Raw genomic sequence first — 17,540 nt, forward strand, 5'->3', positions numbered from 1 at the left:
AAATAACATACTTTCAGATCAACGGAGGGAACCTATGAGTTTCTTTAGGAAATTGAAGGAAAGCATTGCAAGCAAAACCGAGTCCGTCACCAAACAGTTCAAGGACGGTCTGGAAAAAACACGCAAAGGGTTTGTTGAAAAAGTATCGGATCTGATGATTCGCCGCAAGAAGATTGATGAGGAGTTTTATGAGGAGCTGGAAGAGATTCTGATTGGTGCCGATGTTGGCGTCAACACCGTTATGAACCTCATTGAAGACCTTCGGGTAGAAGTGAAAAAACGCAAAATCGAGGATGCATCCGAGCTACAGCCTGTATTATCGGAAAAGCTGTCTGAGCTACTGCGGGGCAATGACAACAGCCAACTCCAGATGAGCTCTGACGGGATTACGGTTATCCTGTTTGTTGGCGTCAACGGTGTTGGCAAAACAACTACCATTGGTAAGCTGGCCCATCGCTTTAAACAAGAGGGTAAAAAAGTGCTGCTGGCTGCCGGGGATACGTTCCGTGCTGGCGCAATTGAGCAGCTGGAGGTATGGGGTGAACGGGCTGGTGTAGAGGTCATTAAGCAGCAATCCGGCTCTGATCCAGCCGCGGTTATGTTTGATGCGGTACAGGCTGCCAAGCAGCGTCAGGTGGATGTGCTACTGTGTGATACCGCAGGACGTCTCCAGAATAAAAGCAATCTGATGGAGGAGCTGAACAAGATTTTCCGCGTGATCCAGCGCGAAATTCCAGATGCTCCTCATGAAGTATTGCTGGTACTTGATGCGACGACTGGACAAAATGCGCTCAATCAAGCCAAAATGTTTGGCGAGAAAAGCGGCGTAACCGGGCTGGTACTGACGAAGCTGGATGGTACAGCGAAGGGCGGCATTGTCGTGGCGATTCGCCAAGAGCTGAATTTGCCGGTGAAGCTGGTGGGATTGGGTGAAAAGGTGAATGATCTCCAGCCATTTGATTCCGAGCAATTCGTTCACGCGTTGTTCGCTGGTTTGATTCAGGAAGAAGGCATAGATGAAACCGCTCCGGGTGAGGAAGAACAGGCTTAATCAGGTTTGTTGTAAGGTTGGATGAGGCTTTTTTTTGTTCTTAAGGCCTGCCAGGTCTGGGGCTAAGTAGGGTCTGGTTGCTGCGTGAGATCACAGGGATGTATAATGAAAGAAAAGGGTCTGTCGGCGCCGGATATGAATTTTTTTGGATGTAAAAATATTTCACAGGAAGCCGGGTGAAGAACCAATGGCGAATACCTATACTTATTCCCGCAGGGAAGAAATAGCCAATGCGATCACACATGGAATTGGAGCCGTTTTAAGTGTGGCGGCACTTGTGCTGCTCATTGTTTTTGCAAGCTTGAAAGGGACCACTTGGCATGTCGTCAGTTTCACGATTTACGGAATTACGATGCTGCTGTTGTACACCAATTCCACGTTGCTTCATAGTCTGCGCGAAGGAAAATTGAAGGATTTGTTCGAAATATTCGATCATTCTTGCATTTACCTGTTCATTGCAGGCAGCTACACCCCGTTTATGCTCGTTGCACTGCGCGGGACATTAGGCTGGACGCTGTTTGGCGTTATTTGGGGAATCGCCCTGTTTGGTGTGCTATTCAAGGCATTCTTCACCAAGCGCTTCCTGTTCATGTCTACCGTGTTCTACATCGTGATGGGCTGGCTCATCACGATTGCCTGGAACCCGCTGGTGGCGGCTGTTCCCGCCGGGGGCATGACGCTATTGTTCCTGGGCGGTCTAATGTATACGCTGGGCACAATCTTCTATGTGTGGCGGGCGTTTCCGTATCATCACGCGATCTGGCATCTGTTTGTGCTGGCAGGCAGCATACTTCATTTTCTGGCTGTTCTGCTGTATCTTACTCCGGTAAGAGTTTAAACCCTAGTAGGCAAAAAGCCGATTCGTACTTCCGTTAAGGGCAGTAAATCGGCTTTTTTTTGGTTGACAAGGGATAACGCTTGACATCTTCTTTTCTTTTATGTATGATAAGGATCGTTGAAAAGAACTGTAAAGTGTTTTTCCTTGACGATGGAGGTATACGCGATGAGTCAGGAGAATCGGCTGGAAAAGACAAACCGGATTAACCGACTGTTTGACTTCTATGAACCTCTGCTTACGGAGAAGCAACAGATGTTTTTGAAATATTACTTCCATGACGATTTTTCTCTGGGAGAGATTGCTTCGGAATTTGAAATTAGCCGTCAGGCCGTGTATGAGCATATTAAACGTGCCGAGCAGGTGCTGGAAATGTATGAGGAAAAGCTCGGATTGCTCCATAAACACGAGCGTAGAAGCCGAGACCTGGAAGAACTAAATACGGCGTTGTATGAGACCTTCGGTAAAATCGGTGAACCCGATGAAGGCACTTTGCAACATATTCATCAAATTGTAAATCGCCTGCAGGAATTGTAGGTCATATAGATTAGTGAATAAACAACCCTGGTAGACAAGGAGGTGCGAAAACATGGCATTTGAAGGATTATCGACCCGCTTGCAAAATGTATTTAGCAAACTGCGCGGCAAAGGAAAAGTGTCTGAGGATGATGTAGCTCAGGCGATGCGCGAAGTACGATTAGCTTTGCTGGAGGCGGACGTTAACTTCAAGGTTGTAAAGGACTTTATTGCCAAGGTGAAGGAGAAATCCGTTGGCAAGGAAGTGATGGACAGCTTTACACCAGGTATGGTAATCATCGACATCGTGAACAAGGAACTGACCGAGTTGATGGGTGGCAGTCAAGCCAAGCTTGCCAAGGCAAACAAACCGCCTACGGTCATTATGATGGTGGGTCTCCAGGGCGCAGGTAAGACGACGACATCCGGTAAGCTGGCGAAGTTGCTGCAAAAGCAAAATCATCGCCCATTGCTTGTAGCTGGTGATATATATAGACCGGCTGCGATCAAGCAGCTACAGGTACTTGGTGAGCAGATCAACGCTCCTGTATTTACGCTTGGTGATCAGACAAGCCCGGTGGAGATTGCAAAGCAGGGCTTACAGCATGCCAAGGATAACGGTAATGACTACGTTATTATAGATACTGCCGGTCGTCTTCACGTGGATGAAGAGCTTATGGAAGAGTTGCGCCAGATTCATGCGAATGTGAATCCTGACGAAGTTCTGCTGGTTGTTGACAGCATGACAGGTCAGGATGCGGTAAACGTCGCGGAGCACTTTAACACTAGCTTGGAGTTAACAGGGGTTGTACTAACGAAGCTGGACGGCGATACCCGCGGTGGTGCGGCCTTGTCGGTTAAGGCTGTGACCGGATGCCCGATCAAGTTCGCTACATTGGGTGAAAAGCTGGATGCGATGGAGCCGTTTCATCCGGAACGAATGGCTTCACGGATTTTGGGTATGGGCGACATGTTGTCCCTGATTGAAAAAGCGCAATCCAATATCGACGCTGATAAGGCGAAGGAAATGGAACGGAAAATGCGCAATGCTGAATTTACCTTCGAAGATTTTCTAGAGCAGATGGACCAAGTTAAAAAGCTTGGCCCGATCGACCAGATTCTCGATATGATTCCCGGCATGGGCAACATGAAGCAAATGAAAGACGTCAAAGTGGATGACAAGCAGATGGGCCGGATTGAGGCTATCGTTCATTCCATGACCACACAAGAAAAGAAAAACCCGGACATGATTAATCATAGCCGCCGCAAACGGATTGCTGTAGGCAGTGGAACATCACTGGCTGAGGTAAACCGCCTGATCAAGCAATTTGATGAAATGCGGCGCATGATGAAGCAGTTCTCAGACATGATGGGACCCAAGGGTGGCAAAAACAAAGCCCTGAAGCAGTTGAAGGGTATGGGTAAAGGTATGAAGTTTCCTTTCCGTTAAGGCCAATAGGCCGTTGGAATTATAGGATAACAATATACAGTCTACTTTTTGAAGGAGGTGAATTTTCGTGGCAGTTCGTATTCGTCTGAAACGTATGGGTGCACATAAAGCTCCTTTCTATCGCGTCGTGGTATCGGATTCCCGTTCCCCGCGTGACGGTCGTTTTATCGAAGAAATCGGTTATTACAACCCTATTACAGTACCAGCAGTTGTAAAAATTGATGAAGATAAAGCGTTGAAATGGTTGCAAGATGGTGCACAAGCATCCGATACAGTCCGCAACTTGCTTAGCAAAGCGGGCGTAATGAAAAAGTTTCATGAGCTTAAACAACAGAAATAAGGTGCTGATGCGGAGGGTCAACCATGGAAGAATTAGTGATAATCATTGCTAAGGCTTTAGTCGATCATCCGGAAGATGTAACCGTGAAGACCTTGGAGAAGGATCGGCTTGTCGTATATGAGCTTAGCGTGCATCCTGAGGATGTAGGCAAAATCATTGGCAAGCAGGGTCGTATCGCCAAGGCGCTTCGCACTGTGGTTGCATCAGCAGCCGTTAAGATGGATAAACGGGTTACCGTAGACATCATATCTTAAAGATATACGAAAGTGGGTTAGGATGTATGTCCTAACCCTTTTTCGTACATGATGAAGATAATATGGAGCGGGACCGATTATATGCAGGAGGAACATGATGCAGCAATTCTTTAATGTCGGGAAAATTGTGAATACACACGGAATCCGCGGCGAGCTTAAAATATTAACGACGACTGATTTCCCGGAGGATCGTTTTGCCAAAGGCAGTGAGCTGTTGATCATTCCTGCGGATGGTAAAGCGCCGATCCCTGTAACTATTGAAACAGCACGTTTTCAAAAAAATATGGTTGTAGCCAAATTCAAGGAATATCACAACATCAATGATGTTGAAAAGTATAAAGGCAGTTTATTGAAGGTATCCGCTGAACGGCTAGGTGAACTAGAGGAAAATGAGTTCTATTTTCATGAAGTTGTTGGCCTGGAAGTAGTGACAGAAGACGGAGAAAAGCTTGGTGTAGTGAAAGAGATTTTGACACCAGGAGCGAACGATGTATGGGTAGTCACAATGCCCGATGACAAGGAACTGCTATTGCCGTATATAGAAAATGTCATTTTGGATGTAAACGTGCCTGAAAAACGGGTTACGGTACGGTTGATGGAAGGACTACTGTAATGCGGGTGGATGTGCTGACCCTGTTTCCCGAAATGTTTGAAGGTGTATTTAATGCAAGCATTCTGGGAAAAGCAAGGGAAAAGGGAATCATATCACTGCAAGCGGTTAATTTTCGCCAATATGCCGGGAACAAGCATGGTCAAGTGGATGATACACCCTATGGTGGCGGGGGCGGGATGGTATTGAAGCCTGACCCGATTTTCACTGCGGTGGAGACGTTATTGGATGAAGCAGAGCATCCAACCATATTAGGGAACACAGACGAAGTTGTTCAAGGTGAAGAGGCCGGGTTGAGTGCAGGTTTGAAAGCTCCGCGTATTATTTTGATGTGTCCGCAAGGTGAGACTTTTACGCAAAAGAAAGCGGAGGAGCTTGCTAAAGAGGACCATCTTATTTTTATATGCGGGCATTATGAGGGCTATGATGAGCGTATTCGCGAGTATTTGGTGACGGATGAGCTTTCTATCGGAGATTATGTGTTGACTGGTGGGGAACTGCCCGCTATGGTCGCTATAGATAGTGTGGCACGGTTGCTGCCTGGAGTGCTGGGCAATGAAACGAGTGCGATAACGGACTCTTTCAGTACGGGTCTGCTCGAGTACCCGCATTATACGAGACCTGCTGAGTTTCGGGGCTGGAAGGTACCAGGGGTGCTGTTGTCAGGACATCATGTTAATATTGATGCCTGGAGACGACAGGAGGCGCTGCGTCGTACGATGGAACGTCGACCGGATCTGCTGGAGCAGGCTGAATTGACAAGCAAGGAACGGGTATGGATAGAGGAACAGCGCAAGATGGATTGATCATGGGAAGAGTGTATTGAAGAGCTTTAGCAATGAGTGGATTTGAAAGCAGGGCTAACCTGTTTTATAATGTAATTAATTAAATATAATGTTTGGTCAAATCCCTTTTTCTTGTTGCAATGCGGTATCCTCCATGATACAATACATCTGTTGTGTGTAATACGGTGGTCCTCTGTGGATGATGAAGGAAACGGATGTGTTTCCAGAAGATGCATGAACACCTGTACGGAAGGAGGGAGTCATAGATGAATATCGTCCAAGCGATCACTGAAGAACAACTGCGTAAAGATTTGCCTAACTTTCGTCCCGGTGACACTTTGAAAGTGCACGTGAAAGTTATTGAGGGAACTCGTGAGCGTATCCAGTTGTTTGAAGGTGTTGTAATTAAACGCCGTGGTGGTGGAATCAGTGAGACTTTTACAGTTCGTAAAATTTCTTACGGTGTAGGTGTGGAAAGAACTTTCCCGCTTCATTCCCCGAAAATCGATAAAATCGACGTGGCTCGCCGTGGTAAAGTGCGTCGTGCGAAGCTTTATTATCTTCGTGAACTGCGCGGTAAAGCAGCGAGAATTAAAGAAATTCGTCGTTAATACAACGAATAACGAAAGGGGCTTGATTACAAGCTCCTTTCGTTTTTTCTACGTACATAGGGAACTGTGGATTATTGACCGTAAAGAGAGGACAGTGAGCTATGGAGCAAGAAGTAGGTCAAGGAGCTATACAGCATCCGACTGAACAGGATGGTACACCCAAGCGTAAACCGAAAAATGAGATTTTTGAGTGGATCAAGGCCATCGTTATCGCGTTAGTGTTGGTTTTTTTAATCCGTTGGTTTCTTTTTAAGCCGTTTATTGTGGATGGCCCGTCGATGCAGCCAAACTTTCATACCGGAGAACGTGTCATTGTAAATGAAATTTTGTATGATTTCCGTTCCCCAAAACCGGGAGAGGTGATCGTGTTTCATGTGCCGGATGAGGGAAGAGACTTCATAAAGCGTGTCATTGCCGTTGAGGGCGACACGGTTAAGGTAGAAGGTGACACGATTACGGTGAATGGTAAACCTATTCAGGAGCCTTACTTGAAAGCTCCAGTGGAGGAAGCGCATCAAAATGGTGAGCTTTACAACAAGTTTACAAATTTCCCAAATGAAAATTTTAAGGATGGTAAAGTTCCGGCAGGACATATTTTTGTTATGGGGGATAATCGTTCCAACAGTACCGACAGTCGGATGATTGGGTATATTGATTTGAAGGAAGTCGTCGGTCGTGCTGATGTTATTTTCTGGCCGGTGAAGGATATGAAGTGGATTAACCACTAGAACAACTAATATGCAGCATAGCTGCCGTAATCCTGACGATTAACCTTAGGGGGAACGTTAGGAGTTACGATCAATGAGGTGATGACGGTGACGATTCAATGGTTTCCTGGTCATATGACCAGAGCGCGCCGCCAAATTGAAGCAAAATTAAAGCTGATTGATTTGGTAATTGAGCTGATTGATGCTCGGTTGCCGCTTTCCAGCCGGAATCCAATGATTGATGATATTTTGCAGGGCAAGCCGCGAATGATTATTTTAAACAAGGCAGATTTGGCAGACCCGGTCGTATCACAGCAGTGGATTGCCTACTTTAAGGAGCAAGGGCATATCGCTTTTCAGGTGGATGCTACAACAGGTACAGGAATGAAAGAAATTCCGGTTCAGGCCAAGTTGTTGCTCAAGGAAAAGATAGATCGGCAGATTTCTAAAGGTATGAACCCACGGCCTATGCGTGCTTTGATTGTTGGTATACCGAATGTCGGTAAATCGACCCTGATCAATCGTATGGCAGGACGTAGCATTGCAGCTACGGGCGACCGTCCGGGAGTGACGAAAGCACAGCAATGGATCAAGATTGGTGAAATTGAGCTACTGGATACACCGGGTATTTTGTGGCCCAAATTTGAGGATCAGAATGTTGGTTATCGTCTGGCGGTTACAGGTGCGATCAAGGAAGAAATTTTGAATGTTGAGGATATCGCTTTTTTCGCGACAAAATATTTGGTTCAATATTACTGGGATGAGCTGGCAGCACGTTTTGAGCTGACTGAACGTCCCGAGGATACGGAAAATGCCGATGAAATTGTTAGTGTCATGGAAGCGATTGGACGTAAACGCGGCTGTATTGTCAGCGGTGGACGTGTAGATCTCGAAAAGTCGTCAAAAATCATTTTACGTGAGCTGCGTGCAGGTAAGCTGGGACGTTTCAGTTTGGAAGCTCCTTACTGATTCGATTCTGCCTGATGTATCGGATACACCGCATAGCATAGTTTGGCAAGGAAGAACCTTCCCCATCTCTTCGGAGAGAGGAAGGTTTTTTGGTATGTGAAGGTAGGTTAACTAAAGGGGTTTTGGGATGGACAGGTCTGTGTTAAGCTGAATTAAATTATGCAGAACTTAAAATACATAGAGATAGGCGGGTATGGAGTATGGAAGAAAAAGCGGTAACGGACATGCTGCGCTATGAAAAAGAGTGCTGGGAGCAATCCTATGAGCGCATCGCTGGCATTGATGAGGTAGGCCGAGGATGTTTATTCGGGGATGTTGTGGCTGCGGCGGTCATTTTGCCGAACGGTGAGCTGCTGGAGGGTGTAGATGATTCCAAAAAGCTGACGGACAAGAAGAGGGAAACCTACTATGAGCTGATTATGGAGAAGGCCATTGCCGTAGGAATCGGGTATGTTGACGCACAAACGATTGATGCCATCAATATTAAACAGGCAGCTCGTTTGGCGATGAAGCAGGCAGTTGAGGCATTGCAGGTATCTCCTGATTATATGCTTGTAGATGCAGAAAAGGTGGACTTGTCTATTCCCCAACTCTCTATTATTAAAGGAGATGCGAATAGCCAATCTATTGCTGCGGCTTCTATCATTGCCAAGGTAACCCGTGATCGACTGTGCAAAGGTGAATGGGATGCAAAGTACCCGGAATATGGGATTGGCATACATAAAGGTTACGCTACCAAGCTGCATCGGGAACAAATTTTGGCGCTGGGGGCTACTGCAATGCATAGACGTAGCTTTCTTGGTAATTTGTTGATCGAGCAACCGACGTTGTTTGACCTGTAAATACTTATTATGAGTCGGGACTGTGCCGATATAATGTATACCTAAGGATTTTGCAAAAATCCGGAAAGCAACCTGTAATCGACAATATATAGATTGAAATGATTTCGTTCGTCTATATATTGCTACTTTGGAGCGGCTGGAATTGAATTTTGCAAAATCCTGACCTAATAAATAAACCCCTTTGAATATGGGGCATGAAGAGAGGAGGGACCCTATGAATATCGGATCTGTATTTCGAGGATTACTTGGTGATGTGAAGGCGGGAGAGGCTAAAAAGCTTGATATGCAGCCAGGTCAAGTCGTGCGAGGTGTCGTATTAAAAGTGTCCGAGGACGGCGGTGAGGCTGTGTTGCAAATCCAAGGCTCCCAGGTGAGAGCCAAGCTGGAAACCCCTCTTCAACCTGGCCAGTCCACATTACTTCAGGTCCAGCCAGCCTCACCCAGCGGGATGACTGTGCTTAAGCCTTTGAACGATGCAGCCAATACAGGGCAGCAGACTGTAGCGCTGGCAGACGTACTGGATTCGGTGGGACTACCAGATACAGCGCAGAACAGGGAACTGATACAGGCGATGCAAAAGAATGGCGTACCGTTGACATCGGAAAATGCGGCTTCTTTACGGGACGCTTTGGCGAAGCAGCCAGGAAAATTACAAATGGAGACGTTTGTGCAGGCAGCAGCGGTTGCCTTTCAACGTGGATTGCCATTGACGGCGGAAAGTATAAACGGTTTGCGACAGGCGATGTTTGGCCCTCCTTTAAATGATCTTTTGTCTTCGCTGGAGCAGCAGCTTGAAGCAGTATTCAAGCAGCAAGGACAGGGAGCATCAGCCGACCGTATGGCGGGAGAAGCAACAGCTGCAAAGTGGGCTGATCGAACGTCCTCTGCTCCATCAGGCGTTTCTTCAGCTGTTGTTGCAGATGCACCAGAAGGCCAAGTTCCTGTATTGTCCAAAGATGCCGCTGCTGTTGCTACAAAGCAGTCAGAAGCGGCACAGGCAGCAGGAGGCAAGGAGACGCTGAAAGGGACTCAGGCAGCAAATCTTGCTGCTATGGTCGGTGAAGCGGGCGCCTCGGCGACAGACATGGATGCACCGACTGGAACTGCTGCATCTGTAGCTAAAGGGGCTGCTTCGGGAGAATCAGCTGTAGCTAATGGGCGTGGAGCTATAGCCACGGACCTGGTGGCGGATTCTGGTGTAAATGCGCCTGAATCGGCCGCTGATGTATTGAGGGCTTCACGCGCCGGAGCGGAGCAGCCGCAAGCTGCTACAGCGGGTACACAGCAGCCTAAGGGCACCGACGGCGCTCCAGCGGCGACAACGGCAGAGCCTGCCGGGGCGAAGCCCGCTGCAACCGCCACTGCGGCCGACCGCACCGCCGCGCCGCAGGCCGCTGCGGGCAACTCGGCCACACCGGAGGCGCCTCTCCAGCGGCTGCGCACGCTGCTGCAAGAGCTGCGCGCGGCGGTGCCGCCCGCGCTGGGCACGGCTGCGCCGGAGCAGCCCGCCGCAGAAGCGCCGCAGCTTGCGGCTGGCGCTCAGCGGGCTACGGACACCGCTGCTACCCAGCCAGCGGCGGCCGTGCCGTCCAGCACGCAGCTCACCCCCACGGAGGATCCGTGGGTGGGCCGTGTGCTGAAGCTGCTCGGTGCAGAGCACGAGCAGCAGGTACATCGCGCGGCTGCACAGACCGCGCAGGGAACGGCGGCGGCCCGTATGGAGCCGCCGGAAGGAGCGCAGCCGCTGCCGGGATTAGTGGCAGCGGCGGGCGGTGCGGTGTCAGCGGACGCCGACACCGTGAAAGGAGCGCTGCTCCAATTGATGAGCAGCGATGACTTGCCGCCCGCGCTGAAAGAGGCGGCGCAGCAGGTCGTGCAGCACCTGACGGGTCAGCAGCTGCTGCTGAATACGGACCGGACGGCCCCTTTTGCACAGGTACACATGTTTATTCCATTTGTCGGTCCGGATGGTCGTGAAACAGCTACGATTCAGATTCAGTCTCGACGCGGTAAACGCGGAGAGCTGGATGCATCCAACTGCCGACTTTGGTTTGACTTGGAGATGAAGGCGCTCGGCCCGACATTGGTGGATGTGCAAGTCGTGGACCGGATTGTGAGCCTCAAGCTCCATAACGATCAGGATTGGGTCGCTTCGCTGTTGACCAGCGGGCGTGAATCCATTCATACGGCGCTGGAATCGATAGGCTATCAGCTTTTAACGCTTCGAACCGAACCGATGCCAGTAAGGACTGAACAGGAGAGCAAAGGTATGGTCTTTTCGGAGGTACAGAGCTATGTGCCTCAGCCGTATAAAGGAGTCGATCTTAAAATATGAAAGAGCCGTTGGAGGCTCCTTCTCCTTTCAGGAAGAAGGCTGTTGCCCTTAAATATACGCCCGGTGAGAGCGAAGCCCCAATCGTCGTTGCCAAAGGCAGTGGTCGTATTGCGGATAGCATTTTGGAAAAAGCCAAGGAGTACGGCGTTCCCGTTCAAGAGGATGCCGCACTGGTTGAGGTATTGTCCAAGCTTGACTTGGATGAACAAATTCCTGCTGAGCTATATCAATTGGTGGCAGAGGTGCTCACCTATATATATCAAATGGATAAGCTTGCTCCAAGGGATGATAGCTGATGAGGAACGATATGAGGACCGGAAGCAAGGATCAACGAAAAGCCAAAGGAGCTTTGGGTGAACAGGCAGCGGCTTCGTTTTTGGAAAATCTGGGGTATCGTATCATAGAGCGTAACTGGCGATGTCGTAGTGGTGAAATGGATCTGATTGCCTCCCGGGAGGATACTCTCGTGTTTATTGAAGTACGCAGCCGAAGTAGCTCCAATTATGGAACGCCCGCAGAATCAATCACTGCACGTAAAATAACTCAGGTTCGCCAGACAGCTGCTGTTTATTTGCATATGAACGGGATTAGAGATATTCCAATCCGCTTTGATATGATTTCTGTACGATTGATTGACGAAACCGCAGTCGTCACGGAGCATATAATTGAGGCATTTTAAAAGAACAGTAAATTTTTTGAAGGCTCATTTCGAATTTCATATGTACAGGTTGACAGGAAGGAATGCTACAGGTATATTTTATTGAGAATGGTTATCATTTTGATTATATTGTTATAGTGAGCATTCACAAGCTATACCTGCGAAGGAGGATATACGTGACAGAGCATACCTTTAGTGAACATGTCATAGATGTAATTCAGGAACGGCGGACCATTAAACGGTTCAAATCCGACCCCATTCCGGTAGATACCATTAAAGAACTGCTGGACGTTGCTGTATGGGCCCCCAATCATAAAATGCGCGAGCCATGGCGTTTTCTCTTGTTTGCCGGCGACGGGCGGAGAAAGCTCGCTGAAGCTATTGAAGCTGATATGGGCAAGGATAACAAGTTCGAAAGCGGCATTTTGCACAATCCAATTCAGCTTTTAGTTGTGTTGGAGGAAGACCCTCGTCAGGCAGTTTGGGATGAGGATTTTGCAGCAGTTAGTGCCCTTGTACAAAATTTTATGCTTGCCGCATGGAGTAAAGGAATCGGAACGTTCTGGGTCACAAAGCCTTTTCTGTATTCGCCGAAATTCCGCAAGCATTTGGGAATCCAGCCTGGTGAGAAGGTCATCGGAATGGTGTATGCAGGTTATCCTGAAGTCATTCCAGAGCCAAGACCACGTATCCCAGCAGTGGATAAGCTGACCTTATTTGACAAATAGTCTTTTGTCGAATAACCTTGATTAGACAGTTTGGAAATTAAAGATGTAACATTATATTTGCAACGCATGAAAATTTGGAAGCACCTTTTTTCATATACGCAATGCTCCTAGGGGAGACATTTCAATATGAGGAGAGGTGTTTTTTGTTATGTATGGAAAACTACATGGAGCTTGTCTTTATGGAATAGATGGTGTTTTGATTGAGGTGGAGACGGATTTGTCGAATGGGTTGCCTCAAACTGCGATTATCGGATTGCCGGATTCAGCAATTCGGGAAGCCGTAGAGCGCGTAAGAGCAGCGATCAAAAACTGCGGTTTCAAGTATCCCTCCCAGCGTGTAACCATAAATTTGGCTCCTGCTGATTTACGTAAGGAAGGTTCATCCTTTGACTTTGCAATCGCTTTGGGATTGCTGACAACCAGCGAACAAGTCGTTTTACCTGCGGGTGAACGGACGTTATTCATCGGTGAACTAGCGCTGGACGGCAGTATTCGCCCCGTGAACGGGGTATTGTCTATGGTTGATTTGGCCAAGCGAGAAGGATTTCATTCGGTGCTGCTTCCTGAGGAAAATGCAGGTGAAGCACGCCTGATCACGGATATACGTATTTACGCTGTTCGTCATCTGATGGATCTTATTCCAGCAAAAGATCACGCACAATACATTATTGAAGGACAATCAAAAGATCGGAATACTAACGACTTACCTGATCCAATGGATGATGAGGGAACTAATCAAACAGGTAATCAAATAATTAGTCAAGATATTAAGCAAGCTATGGATCCAGCTCCTAAGGCAATCCCGAATGAAGCCGAGCATTATGTCCAAGGCAAGCGTATTACAGTTAGGCAGCGGGCTATGATCCATTCTTATGACCATTTGCCCCAGGCAGATCAGATACCCATGTGTGAGGTCAAAGATGTGATTGACGTTATGGAGGATTATAGCGATGTATTGGGCCAGCTACACGCCAAACGAGCCCTAGTTATCGCTGCTGCCGGAATGCACAATATCATCCTTATTGGGCCGCCTGGTGCCGGAAAAACGATGCTAATCCGCCGGCTTCCATCCATTCTGCCGCCCTTGACCGAAAAAGAGGCACTGGAGGTTACCAAAATATACAGCGCCGCCGGGAAGTGGAAGGAGTCATCGCCTCATTTAATGAACATTCGCCCCTTCCGTTCACCTCATCATACGATTTCTGCTGCTGGACTGGTGGGAGGAGGCGGCATTCCCAAGCCGGGAGAAATTAGCCTTGCACATCGGGGGATTTTATTTCTGGATGAGTTGCCTGAGTTTAGTCGTCATGTGCTAGAGGTGCTGAGGCAGCCGTTGGAAGATCGCAATGTGACAATCAGCCGTTCACGTGCAGTTTTTAAGTACCCGGCACATTTCTTACTTGCAGCTTCTATGAACCCGTGTCACTGCGGCTTTTTCGGAAGTGATACGCAACATCAGCGCTGTACCTGTTCATCTTCTGTGGTAGCTCGCTATCGTTCGCGTATTTCTGGTCCATTACTGGACCGGATCGATCTTCAGCTTGAGGTAACGCAGCCGAAGGACTGGCGTGAGGAAAAAGAGTCACTGTCGTCCGCTGAAATGCGTAGACAGGTGTTAGCTGCTCAAAGGATACAAATCGATAGGTACAACAAGCTTCCTTTTTCATGGAATAGCGAATTATCCGGTCAAATGCTCCGGAAATATGCGGTATTAGAACTCCATGCGGCAGAACTGCTTGATCAGACGATGGATGCGCTTGGTTTAAGCATGCGTGCGTATGATCGAATTCTCAAGCTGTCACGCACTATTGCAGACTTGGGTCAATCAGAGCAGATCATGGTGTCGCATGTAGCTGAAGCCATTCAATATCGGAATATGGACAGGGCACAGGCCAATATTCCAGAAGAATAAAGCGGTATAGGAAGTAACTCCATGTCCATAATTTTTATGTAAGGATTTTGCAAAATTCGATTCCAGTCGCTCCGAAGTGCAATATATAGACGAACTAGCCCATTTCGATCTATATATTGTTCATTGGAAGTCGCTAACTGGATTTTTGCAAATCCCCATGTAAGACAAAAAAAAGCTCCAGACGCTAAGTTCTGGAGAAGAAAAAAAGATTATGACAACGTGATTATACAATAAGTATATCAGTTTCGTATATACGATTATGCATCATTCCCCATGTTACTTGATGGAAGAAAAACCAGCTATCCATCCTTTGTTGAGAAAGTGTAGCTGAAAGTAACAAAACCTCCGAACCAGAAACAGCTCGGAGGTTTATTTGTAAAATTCGGATTAGAGCACGTTCAGCTTGACTTCAATATTGCCGCGGGTAGCGCGGGAGTAAGGACACTGTTCATGTGCGCCTTCAACCAGTTTTACCGCTGTTTCATGGTCAACGCCTTTCACCAGTACATCGAGGTTTACTCCGATACCAAAGCCGCCATCTTCAACTTTACCGAAATTGACGGTTGCTGTTACTTCGGTACCTTCATGCTTAATACGCTGCATGCGGGCAACCATATTCAAGGCACTGTCAAAACACGCTGAATAGCCTGCTGCGAACAATTGCTCCGGGTTCGTACCCGCGCCACCTGCACCGCCCATTTCTTTGGGTGTATCAATATTTAAACGAAGTTCAGGAGAAGAAGACTCGACATAACCATTACGTCCTCCAACTGCTTTTACTGTTGTTTCATACATTTTTTGTTGAATGGTCATCATAATTCAATCACTGCCTCTCGCTCAATTTATATTTTACACAATTTAATTTATCAAAATAATTATTGTTTGTAAAGTATTTTGTGCAATTAGAATGTTTTTTGTTATATAATGTGATAAAATAATGACGAAAGTAGGTGATCTGACAGGATGGACAACAACAAACATAATAAAGGTACAGCATTAAAACTTGATAATCAGTTATGTTTTGCCATATATGCGTGCTCCAGAGAGATTACGAAGCTATACCAGCCTTATCTGGAAAAGCTTGGTGTGACATACTCACAGTATTTGGTGCTCATTGTGTTGTGGGAGCGCGAGGAATGTACAGTGAAGGAATTAGGCGAGGCGCTGTATTTGGACTCAGGCACACTGACCCCGTTATTGAAAAGATTGCAGAATGCCGGACTCATTGACCGGAAGCGTTCGACTCAGGATGAGCGCAAGGTGCTGATCTCCTTGACTCCAGAAGGGAGTACATTGCGGGAAAAAGCGCTATCTGTACCGGGATGTATTCAAGAAAAAACAAGCATGACCCACGATCATTTCGGTTCGCTCCTGCATCAGTTCAATGATCTGCTGGATCGGGTTCATGAAGCGAATGTGCAGGTTGAAAAATCATAATAGGCATTTCCGGTTACTTTATATGAAACTTGTTGTTATGTAGCCGCCTGTAACTGGATGTAAGAATGCCCCGATGAACTGAAGTACCTCTCATACGGATTTAATAAATCCCGAACATGAAGAGGTGCTTTTTTTGTGTGTATTCTATCTAAATAAAATATCCATTAATATCCAAGCATTCGATTTTGGGAATGATAATGATATCAAAATACTGTAATTCATAACGTTAAAATATAAGGAAAGCGTTTTAAAAACATGTTACAATGATGTAGGTTTAGTATAGATTTCCTTGTGAACCGCCCTTGTTGCAGTCATGTTGATAGGAGGATTCCAGAATGAATATCCATGAATATCAGGGTAAAGAAGTATTGAAGCAGTACGGAGTGGCTGTACCGAACGGTAAGGTTGCCTATACGGTGGAGGAAGCCGTTGCTGCAGCAGAATCGCTTGGAAGCGCTGTTACGGTGGTAAAGGCGCAAATTCATGCTGGTGGACGTGGTAAAGCCGGCGGTGTGAAGGTGGCCAAAAGCTTGGATGAAGTGCGCACCTATGCTTCAGAAATTTTGGGTAAGGTGCTGGTGACACATCAGACCGGGCCTGAAGGCAAAGAGGTTAAACGCCTTTTGGTAGAGGAAGGCTGCGATATTCGTAAAGAGTATTACGTTGGTGTTGTCGTGGATCGTGCGACCGGACGTGTCGTGATCATGGCCTCGGAAGAAGGCGGTACGGAAATCGAAGAGGTAGCTGCGGCTACTCCGGAGAAAATTTTTAAAGCGGTTGTTGATCCGGCGATTGGGCTTCAGGTATATCAGGCGCGCAAGCTGGCGTATGACATTAACATCCCGAATGAGTTGGTAAATAAGGCGGTTAAGTTCATGCAGGCGCTCTATGAAGCTTTTGTGGACAAGGATTGTTCGATTGCAGAGATCAATCCGTTAGTCGTCACAGGTGACGGGAATGTGCTGGCGTTGGATGCCAAACTGAATTTTGACTCTAATGCGCTGTTCCGTCATAAGGATATTTTGGAGCTGCGTGACCTGGACGAAGAGGACGAGAAAGAAATCGAAGCTTCCAAATACGATTTGAGCTACATCGCATTGGACGGAAATATTGGGTGTATGGTCAACGGCGCAGGTCTTGCAATGGCGACGATGGACATTATCAAATATTACGGTGGCGATCCGGCCAACTTCCTGGACGTAGGGGGCGGTGCGACGACAGAAAAGGTAACCGAAGCGTTCAAAATCATTTTGTCCGATCCGAAGGTAAAGGGCATTTTTGTGAACATTTTCGGCGGAATTATGCAGTGTGACATCATTGCGAACGGTGTGGTTGAGGCTGCCAAGCAATTGGGGCTGACACGTCCGCTTGTTGTCCGTCTCGAAGGTACGAATGTCGAGTTGGGTAAACAGATTTTGGCAGAATCTGGTTTGAACATCGTGGCGGCTGATTCCATGGCGGACGGTGCCCAGAAAATCGTCGAACTTGTTCAATAGCCTG

20 protein-coding genes are annotated in these 17,540 nt (G+C 47.4%); 19 read left to right on the forward strand and 1 reads right to left on the reverse strand.

Annotated elements, in window-relative coordinates; translation table 11 throughout:
* The first annotated feature begins 34 nt into the window (after positions 1-34).
* The 17 genes from ftsY to C1I60_RS16475 all read left to right on the forward strand — a co-directional run bounded on the left by ftsY (position 35) and on the right by C1I60_RS16475 (position 14,603).
* Complete coding sequence (ftsY, locus tag C1I60_RS16395) at positions 35-1,051, forward strand: signal recognition particle-docking protein FtsY (RefSeq protein ID WP_137062696.1); 1,017 nt, start codon at positions 35-37, stop codon at positions 1,049-1,051.
* 187 nt (positions 1,052-1,238) lie between these two features.
* Positions 1,239-1,889, forward strand: coding sequence for a PAQR family membrane homeostasis protein TrhA (gene trhA / locus C1I60_RS16400; RefSeq protein ID WP_044644895.1), 651 nt, complete (start codon positions 1,239-1,241; stop codon positions 1,887-1,889).
* A gap of 165 nt (positions 1,890-2,054) precedes the next feature.
* Entirely contained in the window at positions 2,055-2,423 is a 369-nt protein-coding gene (locus tag C1I60_RS16405; RefSeq protein WP_137062697.1) for a putative DNA-binding protein, read from the forward strand.
* Positions 2,424-2,475: 52 nt separating this feature from the next.
* Entirely contained in the window at positions 2,476-3,852 is a 1,377-nt protein-coding gene (gene ffh, locus C1I60_RS16410) for a signal recognition particle protein (protein ID WP_137062698.1), read from the forward strand.
* 67 nt (positions 3,853-3,919) lie between these two features.
* Entirely contained in the window at positions 3,920-4,192 is a 273-nt protein-coding gene (rpsP, locus tag C1I60_RS16415; RefSeq protein ID WP_014281051.1) for a 30S ribosomal protein S16, read from the forward strand.
* A 23-nt stretch (positions 4,193-4,215) separates the two neighbouring features.
* Positions 4,216-4,446 (forward strand): KH domain-containing protein, encoded by a 231-nt coding sequence (locus C1I60_RS16420; protein ID WP_013309863.1) that lies wholly within the window; start codon positions 4,216-4,218, stop codon positions 4,444-4,446.
* A gap of 97 nt (positions 4,447-4,543) precedes the next feature.
* A complete protein-coding gene (gene rimM, locus C1I60_RS16425; RefSeq protein ID WP_137062699.1) occupies positions 4,544-5,059 on the forward strand; it encodes a ribosome maturation factor RimM in 516 nt (171 codons plus the stop codon).
* Positions 5,059-5,862, forward strand: coding sequence for a tRNA (guanosine(37)-N1)-methyltransferase TrmD (gene trmD, locus C1I60_RS16430; protein WP_137062700.1), 804 nt, complete (start codon positions 5,059-5,061; stop codon positions 5,860-5,862). The genes rimM and trmD overlap by 1 nt, the downstream gene beginning before the upstream one ends.
* 245 nt (positions 5,863-6,107) lie before the next feature.
* Positions 6,108-6,452 (forward strand): 50S ribosomal protein L19, encoded by a 345-nt coding sequence (gene rplS / locus C1I60_RS16435; RefSeq protein ID WP_010346403.1) that lies wholly within the window; start codon positions 6,108-6,110, stop codon positions 6,450-6,452.
* A 101-nt stretch (positions 6,453-6,553) separates the two neighbouring features.
* Positions 6,554-7,180, forward strand: a complete 627-nt coding sequence (lepB, locus tag C1I60_RS16440) for a signal peptidase I (RefSeq protein WP_044644889.1) — start codon at positions 6,554-6,556, stop codon at positions 7,178-7,180.
* A gap of 87 nt (positions 7,181-7,267) precedes the next feature.
* A complete protein-coding gene (ylqF, locus tag C1I60_RS16445) occupies positions 7,268-8,128 on the forward strand; it encodes a ribosome biogenesis GTPase YlqF (protein WP_137062701.1) in 861 nt (286 codons plus the stop codon).
* A 173-nt stretch (positions 8,129-8,301) separates the two neighbouring features.
* Complete coding sequence (rnhB, locus tag C1I60_RS16450; RefSeq protein WP_289306529.1) at positions 8,302-8,970, forward strand: ribonuclease HII; 669 nt, start codon at positions 8,302-8,304, stop codon at positions 8,968-8,970.
* Positions 8,971-9,184: 214 nt separating this feature from the next.
* Positions 9,185-11,305: a TP0910 N-terminal domain-containing protein gene (locus C1I60_RS16455; RefSeq protein ID WP_137062703.1), complete on the forward strand. Its 2,121-nt coding sequence runs from the start codon at positions 9,185-9,187 to the stop codon at positions 11,303-11,305.
* The gene (locus tag C1I60_RS16460) at positions 11,302-11,601 is read left to right on the forward strand and encodes an EscU/YscU/HrcU family type III secretion system export apparatus switch protein (RefSeq protein WP_137062704.1); all 300 of its coding nucleotides are present in this window, start codon (positions 11,302-11,304) and stop codon (positions 11,599-11,601) included. Before C1I60_RS16455 ends, C1I60_RS16460 begins: the two co-directional genes overlap by 4 nt.
* Positions 11,601-11,984, forward strand: a complete 384-nt coding sequence (locus C1I60_RS16465; protein ID WP_137062705.1) for a YraN family protein — start codon at positions 11,601-11,603, stop codon at positions 11,982-11,984. The genes C1I60_RS16460 and C1I60_RS16465 overlap by 1 nt, the downstream gene beginning before the upstream one ends.
* 155 nt (positions 11,985-12,139) lie before the next feature.
* Positions 12,140-12,691 (forward strand): nitroreductase family protein, encoded by a 552-nt coding sequence (locus tag C1I60_RS16470; protein WP_137062706.1) that lies wholly within the window; start codon positions 12,140-12,142, stop codon positions 12,689-12,691.
* Positions 12,692-12,839: 148 nt separating this feature from the next.
* On the forward strand, positions 12,840-14,603 hold the full coding sequence (locus tag C1I60_RS16475; RefSeq protein WP_137062707.1) for a YifB family Mg chelatase-like AAA ATPase: 1,764 nt from the start codon (positions 12,840-12,842) through the stop codon (positions 14,601-14,603).
* 387 nt (positions 14,604-14,990) lie between these two features.
* Here the strand turns inward: C1I60_RS16475 and C1I60_RS16480 are convergent, their stop codons facing one another.
* A complete protein-coding gene (locus C1I60_RS16480) occupies positions 14,991-15,419 on the reverse strand; it encodes an organic hydroperoxide resistance protein (RefSeq protein ID WP_137062708.1) in 429 nt (142 codons plus the stop codon).
* Between the two features lie 147 nt (positions 15,420-15,566).
* On the opposite strand from C1I60_RS16480, the gene C1I60_RS16485 reads away from it, so the two are divergent.
* Positions 15,567-16,040, forward strand: a complete 474-nt coding sequence (locus tag C1I60_RS16485) for a MarR family winged helix-turn-helix transcriptional regulator (RefSeq protein ID WP_137062709.1) — start codon at positions 15,567-15,569, stop codon at positions 16,038-16,040.
* A gap of 335 nt (positions 16,041-16,375) precedes the next feature.
* Positions 16,376-17,536 (forward strand): ADP-forming succinate--CoA ligase subunit beta, encoded by a 1,161-nt coding sequence (gene sucC, locus C1I60_RS16490; protein WP_137062710.1) that lies wholly within the window; start codon positions 16,376-16,378, stop codon positions 17,534-17,536.
* Positions 17,537-17,540: the final 4 nt, after the last annotated feature.

The sequence above is a fragment of the Paenibacillus terrae genome, from assembly GCF_005217525.1.
Lineage (GTDB): Bacteria > Bacillota > Bacilli > Paenibacillales > Paenibacillaceae > Paenibacillus > Paenibacillus terrae_C.

Coding starts and splice junctions, on each gene's coding strand:
- ftsY (WP_137062696.1), top strand. CDS start 35: ATGAGTTTCTTTAGGAAATTGAAGGAAAGCATTGCAAGCAAAACCGAG.
- trhA (WP_044644895.1), top strand. CDS start 1,239: ATGGCGAATACCTATACTTATTCCCGCAGGGAAGAAATAGCCAATGCG.
- C1I60_RS16405 (WP_137062697.1), top strand. CDS start 2,055: ATGAGTCAGGAGAATCGGCTGGAAAAGACAAACCGGATTAACCGACTG.
- ffh (WP_137062698.1), top strand. CDS start 2,476: ATGGCATTTGAAGGATTATCGACCCGCTTGCAAAATGTATTTAGCAAA.
- C1I60_RS16420 (WP_013309863.1), top strand. CDS start 4,216: ATGGAAGAATTAGTGATAATCATTGCTAAGGCTTTAGTCGATCATCCG.
- rimM (WP_137062699.1), top strand. CDS start 4,544: ATGCAGCAATTCTTTAATGTCGGGAAAATTGTGAATACACACGGAATC.
- trmD (WP_137062700.1), top strand. CDS start 5,059: ATGCGGGTGGATGTGCTGACCCTGTTTCCCGAAATGTTTGAAGGTGTA.
- rplS (WP_010346403.1), top strand. CDS start 6,108: ATGAATATCGTCCAAGCGATCACTGAAGAACAACTGCGTAAAGATTTG.
- lepB (WP_044644889.1), top strand. CDS start 6,554: ATGGAGCAAGAAGTAGGTCAAGGAGCTATACAGCATCCGACTGAACAG.
- C1I60_RS16455 (WP_137062703.1), top strand. CDS start 9,185: ATGAATATCGGATCTGTATTTCGAGGATTACTTGGTGATGTGAAGGCG.
- C1I60_RS16460 (WP_137062704.1), top strand. CDS start 11,302: ATGAAAGAGCCGTTGGAGGCTCCTTCTCCTTTCAGGAAGAAGGCTGTT.
- C1I60_RS16465 (WP_137062705.1), top strand. CDS start 11,601: ATGAGGAACGATATGAGGACCGGAAGCAAGGATCAACGAAAAGCCAAA.
- C1I60_RS16475 (WP_137062707.1), top strand. CDS start 12,840: ATGTATGGAAAACTACATGGAGCTTGTCTTTATGGAATAGATGGTGTT.
- C1I60_RS16480 (WP_137062708.1), bottom strand. CDS start 15,419: ATGATGACCATTCAACAAAAAATGTATGAAACAACAGTAAAAGCAGTT.
- C1I60_RS16485 (WP_137062709.1), top strand. CDS start 15,567: ATGGACAACAACAAACATAATAAAGGTACAGCATTAAAACTTGATAAT.
- sucC (WP_137062710.1), top strand. CDS start 16,376: ATGAATATCCATGAATATCAGGGTAAAGAAGTATTGAAGCAGTACGGA.